This is a genomic window from Zhongshania antarctica (assembly GCF_014202945.1).
Classification (GTDB): domain Bacteria; phylum Pseudomonadota; class Gammaproteobacteria; order Pseudomonadales; family Spongiibacteraceae; genus Spongiibacter; species Spongiibacter antarcticus.
This window is the reverse complement of record NZ_JACHHW010000005.1, coordinates 216630-233552: the sequence shown is the minus strand read 5'-3', so window position 1 is coordinate 233552 and position 16923 is coordinate 216630. Positions and strand designations below refer to the sequence as shown.

Below are 16923 nucleotides of genomic sequence, written 5' to 3'. Positions count from 1 at the left end.
TATGGCCAGTGTATTCAGCGTTTTCGCATTAATCTTATTAGCGTTAGTTGTCTTTTATCGACGGCTGTCCGCACACAGTGGTGCAGTAGTCATAGCCTTGGGGTGGCTACTGCTAGGCTTGAGTAGCCCGATATTTCTGCACCCCCTGAGTCTATTAATACTCTTTGCTGCCTTGGCCTTGCTGTTGTTTAAGCCGCTGCGGATGCGGTTTTTGTCTGGCCCGGCGATGGCCGCGCTCAAAAAAATGATGCCGCCCATGAGCGACACCGAGCGTGAAGCGCTGGATGCCGGCACCACGTGGTGGGAAAAAGAACTCTTTTCTGGCCGACCTGATTGGGCAGTGTTTGAAGACATTGAGCTGTCTGAGCTCAGCGCTGAAGAACAGGCTTTTATCGACGGCGAGACCAATGCCTTGTGCGCCATGCTGTCGGACTGGCAAATTCATCACGAGACCAAAGATCTGCCTCCTGAGGTTTGGCAATTCATTAAAGACAAAGGTTTTTTGGGTTTGATAATTCCCCCTGCCTACGGTGGTTTAGGCTTTAGTCCTTATGCCCAAAGCCGGGTGGTAAGTAAAATTGCGAGTCGCTCAACCGTGGCGGCGGTGACCGTAATGGTCCCCAATTCTTTGGGGCCGGGTGAGTTGCTGCTGAAATACGGCAGCGAGGAACAAAAAGATTTTTGGTTGCCGCGCTTAGCCAAGGGTGAAGAATTACCCTGTTTTGGCTTAACCAGCCCTGAAGCGGGTTCGGATGCGGGGGCCATTCCCGATACCGGTGTAGTCTGCGAACAAGACTACGAAGGCAAGCGGGTGCTTGGCGTTAAATTAAACTTCTCTAAACGCTGGATTACCCTCGCGCCGGTTGCCACGGTGGTGGGGCTGGCCTTTAGGCTCAGCGACCCCGACGGACTGATTGGCGATGAGGTCGAGCGCGGTATTAGCTGTGCCTTGGTGCCCGCGACCTTGCCGGGGGTGGAAATTGGTCGGCGTCATAATCCCGGCTCGGCGTTTATGAATGGCCCTATTACCGGTGTCGATGTGTTTATTCCCATGGACATGCTGATTGGTGGTCAAGAATATATCGGCCAGGGCTGGCGGATGTTGGTGGAATGCTTGGGCGCTGGTCGTGGGGTATCGCTGCCAGCGCTGTCGACGGCCGGTGGTGAAATGGGCTATCTGCTGGTGGGCGCCTTTGCCCGTATCCGTCGCCAGTTTGGAATTTCGGTTGGTAAGTTTGAAGGGGTGCAAGAGGCCAGCGCCGAGATTGCGGCGTCGGCGTATATGCTGGAAGCCTACCGCGCCTTAGTTACCCGAGCGCTAGACGATGGCGCACCGTCGGTGCTGACCGCCATGGCAAAATACCACGCCACTGAAAAGCTGCGGGGCGTCGTCAATCACAGCATGGATATTCTCGGTGGTCGCGGTATTCAAATGGGGCCGCGCAATTTTATGGCCTTGGTCTACCAAACTGTGCCGATTGCTATCACGGTTGAAGGCGCGAATATTCTGACGCGGTCCATGATTATCTTTGGTCAGGGCGCAATGCGCTGTCACCCGTATTTAGCCGATGAATTAGCGGCGCTGAGTGATGAGTCTGCAGACGCTTTGCCGCGGTTTGATGCTTTGTTAATGGGGCATCTTGGCCACACTGCCGAGGTGTTTAGTCGCGGAATTTTGCAGGGGCTCGGCGGCGGCTTTTTGGGCAAACCCAAATGCGGTAATAGCGAACTGTCGGCGCGCTGGTACCGCCATATAAACCGCTACAGCGCCGTATTTGCGGCGAGCGCCGATATTGCGCTGCTGACCTTGGGTGGCGATTTGAAACGCCGCGAATTACTGTCGGCGCGTTTGGGTGATGTTCACAGCCAGTTAGTGATTGCTTGTGCATTGCTCAAGTTTCACGATGCCCAAACCCCAGATGAAGCTAATGAGCTACACGCAGAATATGCTTTAAAGCAGTGTTTTATTGCAATGAACACGGCCTTGGCGGCGTTTTATCGCAATCTGCCGATCAGAGGTTTAGGTGCGGCATTAAAGGCGGTGTTTTTCCCTTGGGGGCTGCCGCAATGGACGCCGTCAGACGACGAGGTTCGTGCGCTGGGTGAGTTAATTATGCAGCCGAGTTCGGTGCGCAATTTATTGGCGGACAAGGTTTATATCAGTGCTGATCGGCACGATGCCCAGGGCCGAATTCATTACACTTACCAGCTTCTGGTCGCAGTAGAAAAAGATTACGAACATTTTCTTAGCCTAGATAAACAGGGCGATTTAGCTGGCGATTCTACCGCTGAGAAAGTGGCCAGTGCAGTGGCAAGTGGTGCGTTTAATCAAGCGCAGGCCGATGCCATTGTTGCCTATGATGACTGCCGCTATGACAGCTTATTAACGGATGCCTTTGATCCGACATTGGCCGATATCGATGTTCGTCCACTTCGGCCAGAGTGCTAGCCGCAGTGAAAAAAATCTTCACTGATCCTAATTTAAGCTTGGTTGCCAATGCCGCAAATGTTTTAGCCGCGGCAGGGCTGACAACGGAATTACGCAATACCTATTCTGGCGGTGCAAGCGGCGGATTGGCCTTTACCGATGTGTGGCCAGAGCTGTGGGTGGCCACTGACAGTGTTGCAGCAGCAGAGGCGCTATTGGCCGATTTAAGTAAAGATGACGATCGTGAATGGCAGTGCCCAAGGTGTAAAGAGAGCAATGGCGTCAGTTTTAAGCTGTGTTGGCAGTGCGGTTCGCCGCAAAGCTAACGGCTTTTTGTGACGGAAGTGGTAAATATTTGGGTAAATAGGGGCTAGTGGAAATTGCCTATCATCATCGCCATAAACTTGCGGTATAGTATTGCCCTGTTTAATTCGTTTTGAGCAGATGAATTAGTGGGACGGCTGTCTACCTCTGTTGCGTGAGGGCGCCAGCATTCTTATGGGGCCTTTTGGGGCCCCTTTTTTTTATTCCCGCAAACGTCCTTCCGATGTTTACAGCTGGCTAATATCCCGCACAGCACCCTTGTCAGCACTGGTTACCATTTTAGCGTAAGCCTTTAAGGCAGCAGATACTTTGCGTGGCCGTTCTTTCACGGGCTTCCAGCCGTCGGCACCTTTGGCGTCCATGGCTTTGCGGCGCTTATTGAGCTCAGCTTCGTCTACCAGTACATTGATGCCGCGATTAGGTATGTCGATACGGATAATATCGCCCTGCTCAACCAGGCCAATTGCGCCACCGGCGGCGGCTTCTGGGGAGGCGTGACCGATAGAAAGGCCAGAAGTACCGCCCGAGAAACGGCCGTCGGTAAGGAGCGCGCAGACTTTACCCAAGCCCTTAGATTTGATGTAGCTGGTGGGGTAGAGCATTTCCTGCATACCGGGGCCGCCTTTGGGGCCTTCGTAGCGCACAATAACCACGTCACCTGCTTTTACGCGATCATTTAAGATATCGTCGACCGCGCCTTCTTGGCTTTCGCAGATATGGGCTGGGCCTTCGAATACCAGAATGCTCTCATCTACGCCTGAGGTTTTTACCACGCAGCCGTCTACTGCAATATTGCCATAGAGCACGGCCAAGCCGCCTTCAAGTGAGAAAGCGTGTTCTAAATTGCGGATACAGCCGTTTTCGCGGTCAGCGTCCAGTGAGCTCCAGCGGGTGTCTTGGCTGAAGGCGGTTTGGGTGGGAATGCCCGCTGGGCCAGCTTTAAAGAAGTTCTTCACCGCGTCGTTGTCGGTGCTCATGATGTCCCACTGCGCCAAGGCCGCAGCCATAGTGCTGGCGTGTACAGTAGGGAGGCTCGTGTCCAATAATTCGGCGCGATCAAGCTCACCTAATATCGCCATTACACCGCCAGCGCGGTGAACGTCTTCCATGTGGTAGAGCGGCGTATTGGGTGCAACTTTGCACAGCTGCGGCACTTTCCGCGACAGCGCATCGATATCCTTCAGGGTGAAGTCCAGCTCGGCTTCCTGCGCTGCGGCCAATAAATGCAATATGGTATTGGTGGAGCCGCCCATGGCAATGTCCAGCGCCATGGCATTACTGAATGCACTGTAGGAGGCGATATGCCGGGGCAGTACAGTGTAGTCGTCTTCTTCGTAATGTCGGCGCGACAGTTCAACAATCCGGCGACCGGCTTCTAAGAAGAGTTTTTTGCGGTCGGCGTGGGTGGCCAGCATTGAGCCGTTGCCAGGCAGGGATAGACCCAGCGCTTCAGTCAGGCAGTTCATTGAATTGGCGGTAAACATACCCGAGCAGGAACCACACGTTGGGCAGGCGGAGCGCTCGTATTCAGCGACCTTCTCGTCAGACGCGGTGTCGTCGACCGCGATGACCATGGCGTCGACTAAATCGAGCTTATGCTCAGAAAGCTTGGTTTTACCCGCTTCCATTGGGCCGCCAGACACGAATATCACTGGGATATTCAGGCGCAGCGCCGCATTGAGCATGCCAGGGGTGATTTTGTCGCAGTTCGAGATACAGACCATGGCGTCAGCGCAGTGGGCATTGACCATATACTCGACGGAGTCGGCGATAATGTCGCGACTCGGCAGGCTGTAGAGCATGCCGTCGTGGCCCATCGCAATACCGTCATCAACGGCAATGGTATTAAATTCTTTGGCGACGCCGCCAGCTTCTTCAATTTCTCGGGCAACCAACTGCCCCATGTCCTTGAGGTGGACGTGACCGGGTACAAATTGAGTGAAGGAGTTCACTACCGCAATGATCGGCTTTTCGAAGTCGCCGTCTTTCATGCCGGTGGCGCGCCACAGTGCGCGGGCACCCGCCATATTGCGGCCAGCGGTGGTAGTCTTAGAGCGATATACAGGCATAGTGTTCCTCGTGCGCGGTCGCTGAGTAGTATTTTGAACGTTTGCTATTGGGCTGCAGTTTAACACAGAGCGCGGCGCCTTCGTATGCGGTAAATGTGGTGTCCGCGAGAAGGTGCGAAGGTGTCTATACTCGTGTGTATGAGTATGATGCAGTCTTTTAATAGTAACGAGGCTTTTTGAATGGATGATGCTTTAGACGCAGTCGTTAGCGTGGCGCCGAATTGGCTGGGCCAGTGGGGGCCTTTTGCGGTGGTGATGGGCTTGCTATTCGCCGTCTGGCTTTTCACCCGCAAAGTGTTTGCGGTGCAGAAAAGTCATGGCGCTGACACGCGTTATCGGGAGCAGGGCACGCGGCTAGCCTTTCGGCTCAGTGGCTTGCTGTTGGCAATAAGTACGATTCCAATGAACGGTGAACTGCGCGGTCAACTTTTGAGCTTGGTGGGTTTGTTAATGAGTGCCGCGATCGCGCTGTCATCGACCTCGGTGATGGGCAATTTAATGGCGGGCTTTATGCTGCGCACAGTGAATAGCTTCCGGGCCGGCGACTATATTGAGTTTCGCGGTGAGTTGGGACGGGTGTCGCAGCGCGGTTTACTGCATGTGGAATTTCAGAATGAAACCAGCGAGCTAGTCACGGTTCCTAACTTGCTATTGGTGCAAGAGCCCTACAATGTGGTGCGGGCTTCGGGCACGGTGGTGTCGGCAGAGGTGTCGCTTGGCTATGACGTTGACCGACGCGATATTGAGACGGCCCTGTTGAGCGCAATTGAAGCGGCAGAATTAGAAAATGGCTTTGTCCAAATTCGCAATCTCGGTGATTTCTCGGTTAATTATCGCGCCAGTGGCTGGCTTAAAGAGGCGGCATTGCTGGTCAGCGCGCGCTCGCGTCTGCGCGGCAAAATACTAGACGCACTGCATGACGCGGGCATCGAAATCGTGTCGCCAAACTTTATGAATCAGCGACCATTGCCTGCAGATTTAAAATTTATTCCTAAGCGTAAAGTGACGCGGCAACCAGATGAAGATCGCAGTGGTCACGCTGAAGAAATCTTGTTCAGCAAGGCCGAGGTGGCCAGCGCAGTCGAGCAATTGCAGGGCAAAATCAAAAAACTCAAAGACCAGTTGAACGCCGAGCCGGTTGAAGGCGAAGAGGCTCCTGATCGCGATGAGCTAAAAACTGCCCTAGGTCTGTTGACCGAGGAGCTTGAGCAGGCGCGGGAATTGGCCAAGGCGGAAGTCGCACGGGATAAGGGCAGCCACGAGGAGGAAGATGAAAGCACTGACGAGCCAGCTGGTGCTGAAGACCAGCCGCCCAAACTTAAGACTTAGGGCTCAGGCCCTGCTGCTTTAACCAGTCTGTTAGTGCGAGTCCGGTTCCCATTGGCCAGGGTTTGATCTCGGCTGGTGGCACTATTTTATAGTCATCAAGTTCGTGATTGAGTTTGATCTCGCCAGCGGCGCGCACATGGTAGGCAATAATCACCTGATTTTGCTGGGCAAAAGGGTAGGCGCCAATTAGCTTGGTTTCTAGCGCGTGGAGGTTTAGCTCCTCCATGGTTTCTCGGCGAGCGCATTCTTCAGGGTCTTCGCCCGCTTCGAGAAAGCCAGTAATAATAGAGTAAAAGCTTTTTGGCCAATTGACGTTATGGGCCATCACCACGCCACCCTCAACCTCCACAATCATAGCAACCACTGGCACGGGATTATTCCACAGCACAAAACCGCACTGGGTGTTGGGGCAGCCTTTGCGAATTTCGCTGTCGATTAATAACTCGGCGATGGGGCTGGCGCATTGGGGGCAAAAATTCATAGTGGCCTCTATTTTATTGCTGTTCAGCCTTTGATTTTGCCACAGACCGGCTATGTGCGACTATGCTGTAATGAGCTTAATTTAGAGAGTGATGCACTGTGGATTTAAACCTGAATAATAAAGTTGCGCTGGTCACCGGCAGCAATCGCGGTACTGGTGAGTGTATAGCCGCTACCTTGGCGAATGAGGGCGCAAAAGTCGTATTTCACAGCAATGAAGAGGGCGCGGCCCAGCTTGCTGCCGATAAGCTTCCCAATGCCTGCGCCGTGTGGGGCGACATAAGTAGTGATGGAGGCTGCGCACAAGTGCTGATGCAAACCAAGGCGCTGGTGGGCGAGGTTGATATTTTGGTAAACAACTATGGCACAGCATCAGCAGGTAAATGGGCGATTAGCACCAGTCACGACTGGCTGGATATGTACCAGAAAAACGTGTTGTCGGCGGCCCGCCTAATACAGGGCTTGGTACCGGCGATGAAAGCGAAAGGCTGGGGGCGAATCGTTCAGCTAGGCACCATCGGCAGCCACCAACCGAATAGTATTATGCCGCATTATTACGCCGCTAAAGGTGCCTTGGCGACCATGAGCGTAAGTCTAACCAAGGAGTTGAGTCATACTGGTATTACCGTAAATACCATTTCGCCTGGCTATATTCGCACCGCCGAATTGGAAGCGGGTTTTCGCCGCAGAGCGGAGAAGAAGGGCTGGGGGGAGAACTGGGATGATATTGTTAAGCAAATTGTGGCCAGCGAGTACCCGAACCCCTGTGGACGAATTGCCGAGCGCCAGGAAGTGGCCGATTTAGTGGCGTTTATCTGCAGTGAACGTGCGGGGTTTATCAATGGCCAGAATATTCGGATTGATGGCGGCGCTGTCTGCTATGTTTAGGCGTGTTGTAAAGCATGCTTAGCCGCTGGCCATGCGAATATGGCGGGCAACCGCGACGCAATTGCGGCCAAGCTGCTTTGCTTGGTACATGGCGTGATCGGCTTCTTCAGTAAAATAATTGGGCGACATGCCGCGCAGTGGCACGGCGACATAAATGCCGGCGCTGACGGTAATGACTTTTGCTGATGTGGATTTTTTGTGGGGTATGGCCAGCTGCTCAATTTTTAATCTAACAGCCTCAACATGTTTTAAAAATGTTGCTTCATCTGAATCGCTTGCCGATAGCACCACAAACTCTTCGCCGCCATAGCGCGCGCAGATGTCGGCCTCGCGACTGAAGTGCTGACTTATTTGCTCAGCCACGAGACACAGCGCGCGGTCACCCTCATTGTGTCCATAGTAATCGTTGTATTGCTTGAAGTGATCAATGTCAAAAAATGCCATATTTAGCGGAATTTTATAGCGTTGGTGGAAGGCGCAGAGACGGGTAAGCTCCCGATCAAAAAAACGACGATTATAAAGTGTGGTTAAGAAATCGTGGGAGGCCAATTCGTCAAGTTGTTGATTTTTTCTTTTTAGGAGTAAATTTTGTTGTTCAATTTTTTCTTGGTGGTGGATGCGCTCATTTATATTGTGTAGTACGCCAATAATATGGGTAAGCGTGCCACTTTCATCTAAGACTGGAGAGATACTCAGTTCGTGCCAAAAGTAGTCGCCAGATTTGGTGTGAGATTTCCTGATACACTGAATGCTCTTGCCTGCAGTTATGGCGTTAACAATTTCGTCTTCAGTAACGGGCGTATTTTTACTTAGGCGTTCCAATAAATTATATTTGTGATTAATAATCGACGCATTATCAAAGCCGATAAGTTTTTCAAAAGCTCGGTTTCCATAAATAATTCGATCTGGCTTGTTGTCGTGCCTTACGGTGGCGATGATAACCCCTTCCGAAGTGGCTGATAGGGCTGCCGAGAGCAATTCTTTTTCGATCATCGTAGTAACCTATTCAGTACTTGCGCGGCGAGAGATTTGCGTTGGTAATAATAGTTTCTTACTATAAAGGAAGCATCTCCGATTCCCGATGCCAGTGCACAAATAATGAGGGAAGACTTTAAACCTAACGGGTTCCTTATGTCATGACGATACGTATTTTCCGGTATTGTTATGGGTGTCGCAGGTGACAATTTGATCGAATAGCGTACATAAATTTTTAAGGTGTCTTGTCTGTAATGCGCGAAAAGGGCTTAAGCGTTTAAGAATTCGCTGAGGATGCTGTCTATCAATTCAAAGCCGCGCGCACTGGGGCGTATTAGAAGATTCTGTTCTTGCAGTAAACCTTGCTGCTGCAGTTTGACTAAGATTGCATCGATGCTTTGGCTACTCTGGCCCGTGCGCTCGCTAAATAATTGCCGAGTAAATCCCTGTTCTAAACGCAATGCGTTCATCATAAACTCAAGTGCTAAATCGCTTGTGGCGATGGGTTCACGCTTGCTCGTGCGGGAAGGCTGGCGCTGTAAATAATCCTCTGGCTTGCGGGTTTTCTGATAGCGGTAAATATCGCCATTCGCGTAGCTGATCTTGCCGTGAGCACCAGCACCAAGGGCGAGGTAATCACCAAATTGCCAGTAATTAAGATTGTGGCGGGATTGGTGGCCGACCTTGGCGTAGGCCGACACTTCGTAGCGCGCAAATCCAGCGTCGTTTAGCAACGACAACCCCGCCGCCTGCATACGATGCATTTCGGTCTCTAATGGCAGACTGGGCGGCCGTTTAAAGAATTCGGTGTTGGCTTCGATGGTGAGTTGATACCAGCTGATGTGAGGCGCGCCTGCCGAAATCGCAATTTCCAAATCCTGCATGGCGTCAGCTTGGCTTTGCTCGTTGAGGCCGTGCATTAAATCGACATTAAAATTACTAAAGCCAGCTTGCTGGGCGCAGGCAATGGCGCGTCGCGCATCATCGCTATTGTGAATGCGACCGAGCTTGTTTAATTGCGTAGGGTCAAAGCTTTGTACACCAATAGAAAGTCGGTTGATGCCTAGGGAATGATAGCCTTCAAAACGACCTTGTTCTAGGGTGCCTGGGTTCGCTTCGAGGGTGATTTCAATGTCGCTGGCAAAGCGTAAATGTTTCTGTAAGCCCTTAAATAAAGTTTCGTATGCAGCGGCACTGAATAGGCTTGGTGTGCCGCCGCCAATAAAAATACTTTGCAGCTCGCGACCTTGGATAAAATCCAGGTCTTGCTCGAGATCTTCCAACATCGCAGCGATATACGCCTGTTCGGGTAAGTCACCTTTGCGCTCGTGAGAGTTAAAATCGCAATAGGGGCATTTGCGCACGCACCAGGGAATGTGGACGTAAAGTGATAGGGGTATCGTCCTGGGGCGTGACAATTCGGTGCTGGGGGGGCGTGATGGCGAATCGTTCATAGTCGGACTTTACTTGTGATGGGCTGCTGCGGCCTGCAAGTTTAGCATTATTCATGGGCTGTTGTTATTGAGGCTCGGCGCTATAGCCCACGTCTTTGCTTAAGCAAATGTAGAGTTACTCAATGACTTGAACGTCGACATGGAGTAAGCCCGATGCCGTATTGCCAATCTCAGCAAAGGCCGACTTGGAAAGATCAATAATCCGCCCCCGTGCAAAAGGGCCGCGGTCATTAATTCTTACCAATACACTTCGGCCGGTTTTTTGGTTTGTGACTTTAACGTAGCTACCCAGTGGCAGGGTTCTATGGGCCGCGGTTTTTAGCTCATGCCGATATCGCTCGCCGCTTGCGGTTTTTTGATTGTGGTGTCTATCACCATAATAAGAAGCCAGACCGGATTCCACGACGACGGGGGGTTCCTCAATCACGGGCGCTGTCTCCTCCACTACGACGGCTTCCTCTTCCTTTGGCATTGACGAGCATCCGGCTAAGAAGAGCAGTAGTGTGAATATAGCGAGGGTCGCTAAGGCTTTATTGCCGCTTGAGGCTGGCCGTCGCGTCGGCTTTATTAAGCCAAGCCGATTGCTTAAGATTTTTGCCAAAAAACACCTCCCAAGGGCGCGTAGTATAAGTGTGTGCGCACTAATCGATCTTGGGATTCGGAATTAGTTCCGAGGGGGCTGCTGGGAATTGCTTGTGTCAGACGCCCTTGTTTTATGCCATCGATGCCTTACACGCGTACGCAAGTAACGGCGCGGGTAACGTACCCCGGAAAAATCGCGCCTGCTGCTCAAACTGTTTCCAGCTTGAACCCGTTACTTGCTGCAGCACTCAGCGGCGTTGAAGGGCCGGGGTGCCAGCATCTATCTCATGCTTCGTTGCTGAAATAGACCCCTGCCTTCGCAGGGGTGACGATTCAGTCGTATCTCATCATGCCCGGGAATTTCGTCTTACCTGCGAAGGCAGGTATCCCTGTGAACGGGATAGCGAATGCCGTTACTTGCTGCAGTGCTCAGCGGCGCTGAAGGGGTGGGGTGCCGTAACTATTTGATGCTTCGTTGTTGAGATGGACCCCTGCCTTCGCAGGGGTGACGATTCAGTCGTATCTCATTATGCCCGGGAATTTCGTCTTACCTGCGAAGGCAGGTATGCATGTGAGCGGGATAGCGAATGCCGTTACTTGCTGCAGTGCTCAGCGGCGCTGAAGGGGTGGGGTGCCGTAACTATTTCATGCTTCGCTGTTGAGATGGACCTCTGCCTTCACAGGGGTGACGATTCAGTCGTATCTCATTATGCCCGGGAATTTCGTCTTACCTGCGCAGGCAGGTATCCCTGTGAGCAGGATAGCGAATGCCGTTACTTGCTGCAGTGCTCAGCGGCGTTGAAGGGGTGGGGTGCCGTAATTATTTGATGATTCGTTGTTGAGATGGCCCCCTGCCTTCGCAGGGGTGACGATTCAGTCGTATCTCATTATGCCCAGGAATTTCGTCTTACCTGCGAAGGCAGGTATCCCTGTGAACGGGATTGCGAATGCCGTTGCTTGCTGCAGTGCTCAGCGGCGCTGAAGGGCCCGGGGTGCCAGCATCTATCTCATGCTTCGTTGCTGAAATAGACCCCTGCCTTCGCAGGGGTGACGATTCAGTCGTATCTCATTATGCCCGAGAATTTCGTCTTACCTGCGCAGGCAGGTATCCATGTGAGCGTAGCGAATGCCCTTGATCCCGCTTTTTGGCGACCCGTAGGGTGAGACACTTAGTGCCGAATAACTAAGTCGCCCAGCGAGGAGGTGCCAAGCGCTGAGCTTAACTCAACCCCAACTTGTCCCAGATATCATCGATTTTCTGAATAACAGCCGGATCTTTCACAATCGGCCGCCCCCATTCACGGGTGGTTTCACCACCCATTTTATTGGTGGCATCCATTCCCATTTTTGAGCCAAGACCAGATACCGGCGAGGCAAAGTCGAGGTAGTCGATGGGGGTATTTTCCACCAGTACAGTGTCCCGCGCGGGGTCCATGCGGGTGGTAATGGCCCAGATGACATCGTTCCAGTCGCGGGCGTTTACGTCGTCGTCGCAAACAATCACAAACTTGGTGTACATGAATTGGCGTAAAAACGACCACACCCCAAACATCACGCGTTTGGCGTGGCCGGGGTATTGTTTCTTAATAGTGACTACCGCCATACGGTAGGAGCAGCCTTCGGGCGGCAGATAGAAATCCACAATTTCGGGAAACTGGCGTTGCAGCAGCGGCACTAACACTTCGTTTAAAGCGACGCCGAGCACTGCGGGCTCATCGGGTGGCCGACCGGTATAGGTGCTGTGGTAAATTGGCTGTTTGCGATGAGTGATATGGGTCACGGTAAATACTGGGAAGCTATCGACTTCGTTGTAGTAGCCAGTGTGGTCGCCATAGGGACCTTCGTCGGCCATCTCTGTTGGGTCGATATAGCCCTCTAAAATAAACTCCGCACTGGCGGGTACGTTTAGATCGTTGCTTAGGCTGGTAGTGAGTTCAGTTTTGCTGCCGCGCAATAAACCGGCAAAGGCGTATTCGCTGAGGCTGTCTGGCACTGGTGTTACTGCGCCGAGGGTGGTCGCTGGGTCGGCGCCAAGGGCAACCGAAACTGGAAACCTTTCGCCGGGGTGGGCCTGTTTAAATTCTTGGAAATCGAGGGCGCCACCGCGATGGGACAGCCAGCGCATAATCAGCTTGTTTTTGCCAATTAATTGCATGCGGTAAATGCCCAGATTCTGGCGTTCTTTGTTTGGGCCACGGGTAATTACCAGTGGCCAGGTAATGAGCGGCGCGGCATCGTCGGGCCAGCAGGTTTGAATTGGCAGGGTGTTAAGGTCGACCGCATCGCCTTCAATCACGCATTGTTGGCAGGCGGCGCCGTTCACCATTTTAGGGCCCATATTCAATACTTGCTTGAATACTGGCAGCTTGCTCCAGGCGTCGCGCAGGCCCTTTGGCGGATCGGGCTGACGCAGAAACGCGAGTAGCTCGCCGACTTCGTGCAGGGCTTTGATGTCGTCCTTGCCCATGCCCATGGCCACCCGCTTTTCGGTGCCGAATAAATTCGCCAGTACGGGTATGTTGTAACCAATGGGGTTTTCAAAAATAAGTGCGGGGCCACCGGCGCGCAATACCCGATCGCAAATCTCGGTCATTTCGAGAATGGGATCAACAGGATGCTTAATACGCTTCAGCTCGCCCTTGGCTTCGAGGTCGGCAATGAATTCTCTGAGGTCTTTATACATAGCAGGCGTTACGCTGGATGGGAGACGGGAGATGCAAGGTCAAAATAATAGGCGCGGCAGGCACCGCGCTAATTAAGCCCAAGTGTAAACCTTGACGGGTATTTAGGGTTTTGCTTTTAAGCATCTCCCGTCTCCCGTCAAGCATTCAATACTACTTACGCTTCATTGAATCAAAAAACTCGGCATTGGTCTTGGTGTCTTTCAGTTTGTCGATCAAGAACTCAATGGCGGCGGTATCTTCCATGCCGTGCAGCAATTTACGCAGTATCCACATTCTGGCGAGTTCTTCTTCACCAGTTAGCAGCTCTTCGCGGCGGGTGCCGGAGCGGCGGATGTTGATTGCGGGGTAAACGCGTTTCTCGGCAATTTTACGGTCGAGGTGCAATTCGTTGTTGCCCGTGCCTTTAAATTCTTCGTAGATGACTTCGTCCATTTTTGAGCCGGTGTCGATCAGCGCGGTGGCGATGATTGACAGGCTGCCGCCTTCTTCGACATTACGCGCGGCGCCGAAGAAGCGCTTGGGGCGTTCTAGGGCGTGGGCGTCAACACCACCGGTGAGTACTTTGCCGGAGCTCGGCACAATGGTGTTGTAGGCGCGGGCCAAGCGGGTAACGGAGTCGAGTAGAATAACGACGTCGCGTTTGTGTTCAACCAAACGCTTGGCTTTTTCGATAACCATTTCGGCCACTTGTACGTGGCGTGCCGGTGGCTCGTCAAAGGTCGAGGCGACAACTTCGGCGCCGCGTACACCAACCGAGCGCTGCATTTCAGTTACTTCTTCTGGGCGTTCGTCGATCAGTAAAACGATGACGTAGCACTCGGGGTTGTTACGGATAATACTCGCTGCAATATTCTGCAGCATCAAGGTCTTACCCGCTTTTGGCGGTGCGACGATTAGGCCGCGCTGGCCTTTGCCGATTGGTGCGGCGAGGTCAATGATGCGACCGGTTAAATCTTCAGTAGAGCCGGTGCCCAGTTCTAGGGTCAGGCGCTCATTGGGGAACAGTGGGGTCAGGTTTTCAAACAGGACTTTGTTTTTGGACTGCTCGGGGCGGGCAAAATTGACTTCGTCGACTTTCAGCAGAGCGAAGTAGCGCTCGCCTTCTTTCGGTGGTCGAATTTTGCCGGCAATGCTGTCGCCAGTGCGCAGGTTAAAGCGTCTGATCTGGCTGGGTGAAACGTAAATGTCGTCGGGGCCAGCGAGGTATGAACAGTCGGCGGAGCGCAGGAAGCCGAAGCCGTCTTGCAGGATCTCTAATACGCCGTCGCCATGGATGTCTTCACCGCTTTTAGCGTGGCGCTTAAGTATGGAGAAGATGATGTCCTGCTTGCGCGAACGGGAGACATTGTCTAGGCCAATTTCTTTGGCGATGTCGAGTAATTCTTGTGCTGGTTTGGTTTTTAGATCGGTAAGATTCATAGGTATATGGGTTTAGTGGTATCAATTAGACGAGATATGAGCGAGACGCAGGAACGGCAGAGTCGGAAAGCCGAAACGAACTCGACGTGTATAGCAGGAGCGAAAATAAGGTTAATTATTGGGTATTCTTTGAAGGATCGTCAGCACTCTATCATTGAAAGCCAGAGGCGTCTAGTATTTAAATTCAGTAAAATCGCGCGGCGCTAGGGCGCCGCGCGATTTTGAATCACAGTGCCGCGTTAATAAAATCGAGCAGCTGAGTTTTAGACAGCGCGCCGACCTTAGTCGCTTCGGCGTTGCCGCCTTTGAAAATAATCAGTGTAGGAATGCCGCGTACGCTGAATTTCTGTGGCGTGTCGCTATTGGCATCAACATCGATTTTGCAGATCTTGATCTTACCGGCGAATTCAACCGCCACTTCTTCCAGTACCGGGGCGATCATTTTGCAGGGACCACACCACTCTGCCCAGAAATCGACCAGTACAGGTACGTCTGACTTCAGCACGTCTTCTTCAAAGCTGCTGTCGGTGACGTGAACGATGTTGTCGCTCATGTTATTTCTCCGATTACACATCATAAAATTTAGGATGTGCGATGATAGCACAGGATTTAGACGGAAGTGAAAGCAGACAGGGGTGTAAATTTGACGGCAGCTTCATATATTGCAGCAATTGATATGGGCTCTAATAGCTTTCATTTATTGATTGGCCAAATACAGCATCGAACATGGCGGTCTTGCTATAAGACCGAGCGTAAGGTGCAACTGGCAGCGGGGAATGATGGCGGATTTTTACAGGCCGATGCGCAAATGCGAGCGCTGGCCTGTTTGGTGGAGTATAAACAAATACTGGAGGGCTACGATCCTATGCCCCTGCATATTGTGGCCACCGCTTCGCTGCGCGGCATGGCCAATGCGGCGTCATTTTGCCTGCAAGTGCAGAGCGTGTTAGGGGTAATGCCAGAAATTGTCAGCGGTGAACTAGAGGCCGAGTTGGTTTATCTCGGGGTCGGCAACGAGGCTGGCCATGGCGCGCAATTGGTGGTCGATATAGGTGGTGGCAGCACTGAGTTGGCGTTTGGTCACGGCCAGGGTATGGCGCGGGGCCGCAGTGTGGCGGTGGGCTGTTTGAGCTATTTGCGTTATTTTCCTGAGGGGCGCTTAGGCCGAGCCGATGTTAACGCGGCGCTGACTGCCGCGCGTGCGGAGTTTGAGCGTGCCGCCGCGACACTCGCGCTGCCATCAGGTGTTGCAGTTGTTGGCTGTTCGGGAACGCTATTGGCCGTTGAGCAGGTGCTTATTGCGCGGTGCGGCCACTCAGGAGGAATTTACCGAGACGACTTGCGGCACTTGGTGGCAGATTTGCAGTCCTTTACCAGTGTGGAGTCGGTATTTTTTGAGGGGCTACCCGCAGACCGGCAGTCAATTTTCGCCTCGGGATTAGCCATTGTACTTGCCCTCTTTGAGGCATTAAATATCGATGAGATGGCGGTTTCTGAGCGCGGTCTGCGCGAGGGAATTCTTGAGCGTAGCGTTAATGCTGGGACGGTATCGGCTGTGTCAGTAGAGACCAAGAATAAAGGAGAGTAGACATGAAAAAAGTAGCGTTACTGTTAGCCGGTTGCGGCGTGTACGATGGCTCCGAAATTTACGAGAGCGTGTTGACCATGCTGTCGCTAGAAAATCACGATGCGAGTTACCAATGTTTTGCGCCAGATATAGAGCAAATGCATGTTATTAACCACCTTAGTGGCGAAGTGGTCGAGGGTGAGGGCCGTAATGTGCTGGTGGAGTCGGCGCGCTTGGCGCGGGGGCGGGTGAAAAACCTGAATGAGGCAAATGTCGCGGATTTTGATGCCGTTATTGTGCCCGGTGGCTTTGGGGTGGCCAAAAACTTGTCCGACTTCGCCGTTAACGGCGCTGAAATGAATGTGCTGCCTGAGGTGCTTAGCTTTATGCAGGCTATGCATGGCGCGGAGAAGCCGGTTGGTCTAATTTGTATTGCGCCAACCATGGCCGCGCGCATTTTTGGTTCGGGCGTAAAGTGCACTATTGGCAGTGATGCTGAGACTGCGGCAGCAATTACGGCCATGGGCGGTAATCACCAGGTGTGCGCAGTTGACGAGGTTTGCATTGATAAAGACATGAAGCTGGTGACCACCCCGGCCTATATGGTGGCGGGCAGTATCGCCGAGGCGGCTAGAGGCATTAACCGCTGCGTTAGGGAAGTGCTGAGTTTGGTCTGAAAAGCGGATTAAAACCGCGTTTTAAAGCAAAAACGCGATAATAGGCT

Annotated in this window: 14 protein-coding genes; 6 read left to right on the top strand and 8 right to left on the bottom strand. The window is 52.6% G+C overall.

The window, feature by feature from the left end; all coding sequences use genetic code 11:
- Nucleotide 1: 1 nt before the first annotated feature.
- Both HNQ57_RS10290 and HNQ57_RS10285 read left to right on the top strand, forming a co-directional pair.
- On the top strand, nt 2-2449 hold the full coding sequence (locus tag HNQ57_RS10290) for an acyl-CoA dehydrogenase (RefSeq protein ID WP_184462672.1): 2448 nt from the start codon (nt 2-4) through the stop codon (nt 2447-2449).
- A gap of 5 nt (nt 2450-2454) precedes the next feature.
- On the top strand, nt 2455-2754 hold the full coding sequence (locus HNQ57_RS10285; RefSeq protein WP_184462670.1) for a putative signal transducing protein: 300 nt from the start codon (nt 2455-2457) through the stop codon (nt 2752-2754).
- 225 nt (nt 2755-2979) lie between these two features.
- On the opposite strand, the gene ilvD is transcribed toward HNQ57_RS10285, so the two are convergent.
- Nucleotides 2980-4821 (bottom strand): dihydroxy-acid dehydratase, encoded by a 1842-nt coding sequence (ilvD, locus tag HNQ57_RS10280; protein ID WP_184462668.1) that lies wholly within the window; start codon nt 4819-4821, stop codon nt 2980-2982.
- 180 nt (nt 4822-5001) lie between these two features.
- On the opposite strand from ilvD, the gene HNQ57_RS10275 reads away from it, so the two are divergent.
- The gene (locus tag HNQ57_RS10275; RefSeq protein WP_184462666.1) at nt 5002-6150 is read left to right on the top strand and encodes a mechanosensitive ion channel family protein; all 1149 of its coding nucleotides are present in this window, start codon (nt 5002-5004) and stop codon (nt 6148-6150) included.
- Here HNQ57_RS10275 and HNQ57_RS10270 read toward each other — a convergent pair.
- On the bottom strand, nt 6140-6631 hold the full coding sequence (locus tag HNQ57_RS10270; protein ID WP_184462664.1) for an NUDIX domain-containing protein: 492 nt from the start codon (nt 6629-6631) through the stop codon (nt 6140-6142). The genes HNQ57_RS10275 and HNQ57_RS10270 overlap by 11 nt on opposite strands.
- A 98-nt stretch (nt 6632-6729) precedes the next feature.
- Between HNQ57_RS10270 and HNQ57_RS10265 the strand changes: the two genes are divergently transcribed.
- Nucleotides 6730-7518, top strand: coding sequence for an SDR family NAD(P)-dependent oxidoreductase (locus HNQ57_RS10265; RefSeq protein WP_184462662.1), 789 nt, complete (start codon nt 6730-6732; stop codon nt 7516-7518).
- 18 nt (nt 7519-7536) lie between these two features.
- Here the strand turns inward: HNQ57_RS10265 and HNQ57_RS10260 are convergent, their stop codons facing one another.
- From HNQ57_RS10260 to trxA, 6 genes are all read right to left on the bottom strand, one after another.
- Nucleotides 7537-8511, bottom strand: a complete 975-nt coding sequence (locus HNQ57_RS10260; RefSeq protein ID WP_184462660.1) for a sensor domain-containing diguanylate cyclase — start codon at nt 8509-8511, stop codon at nt 7537-7539.
- Nucleotides 8512-8762: 251 nt separating this feature from the next.
- Complete coding sequence (hemW, locus tag HNQ57_RS10255; protein ID WP_184462658.1) at nt 8763-9947, bottom strand: radical SAM family heme chaperone HemW; 1185 nt, start codon at nt 9945-9947, stop codon at nt 8763-8765.
- Between the two features lie 115 nt (nt 9948-10062).
- On the bottom strand, nt 10063-10419 hold the full coding sequence (locus HNQ57_RS10250; RefSeq protein ID WP_184462656.1) for a septal ring lytic transglycosylase RlpA family protein: 357 nt from the start codon (nt 10417-10419) through the stop codon (nt 10063-10065).
- Between the two features lie 1329 nt (nt 10420-11748).
- A complete protein-coding gene (ubiD, locus tag HNQ57_RS10245) occupies nt 11749-13212 on the bottom strand; it encodes a 4-hydroxy-3-polyprenylbenzoate decarboxylase (protein WP_184462654.1) in 1464 nt (487 codons plus the stop codon).
- 151 nt (nt 13213-13363) lie between these two features.
- Nucleotides 13364-14632 (bottom strand): transcription termination factor Rho, encoded by a 1269-nt coding sequence (gene rho, locus HNQ57_RS10240; RefSeq protein WP_008253345.1) that lies wholly within the window; start codon nt 14630-14632, stop codon nt 13364-13366.
- 226 nt (nt 14633-14858) lie between these two features.
- Nucleotides 14859-15185 carry a thioredoxin TrxA gene (gene trxA / locus HNQ57_RS10235; RefSeq protein ID WP_008253347.1) on the bottom strand — a complete coding sequence of 109 codons (327 nt, stop codon included), beginning with the start codon at nt 15183-15185 and terminating at the stop codon, nt 14859-14861.
- A gap of 90 nt (nt 15186-15275) precedes the next feature.
- Here trxA and HNQ57_RS10230 point away from each other — a divergent pair, with 90 nt between their 5' ends.
- Complete coding sequence (locus tag HNQ57_RS10230; protein WP_184462652.1) at nt 15276-16220, top strand: Ppx/GppA phosphatase family protein; 945 nt, start codon at nt 15276-15278, stop codon at nt 16218-16220.
- 2 nt (nt 16221-16222) lie between these two features.
- Nucleotides 16223-16876 (top strand): isoprenoid biosynthesis glyoxalase ElbB, encoded by a 654-nt coding sequence (elbB, locus tag HNQ57_RS10225; RefSeq protein WP_184462650.1) that lies wholly within the window; start codon nt 16223-16225, stop codon nt 16874-16876.
- Nucleotides 16877-16923: the final 47 nt, after the last annotated feature.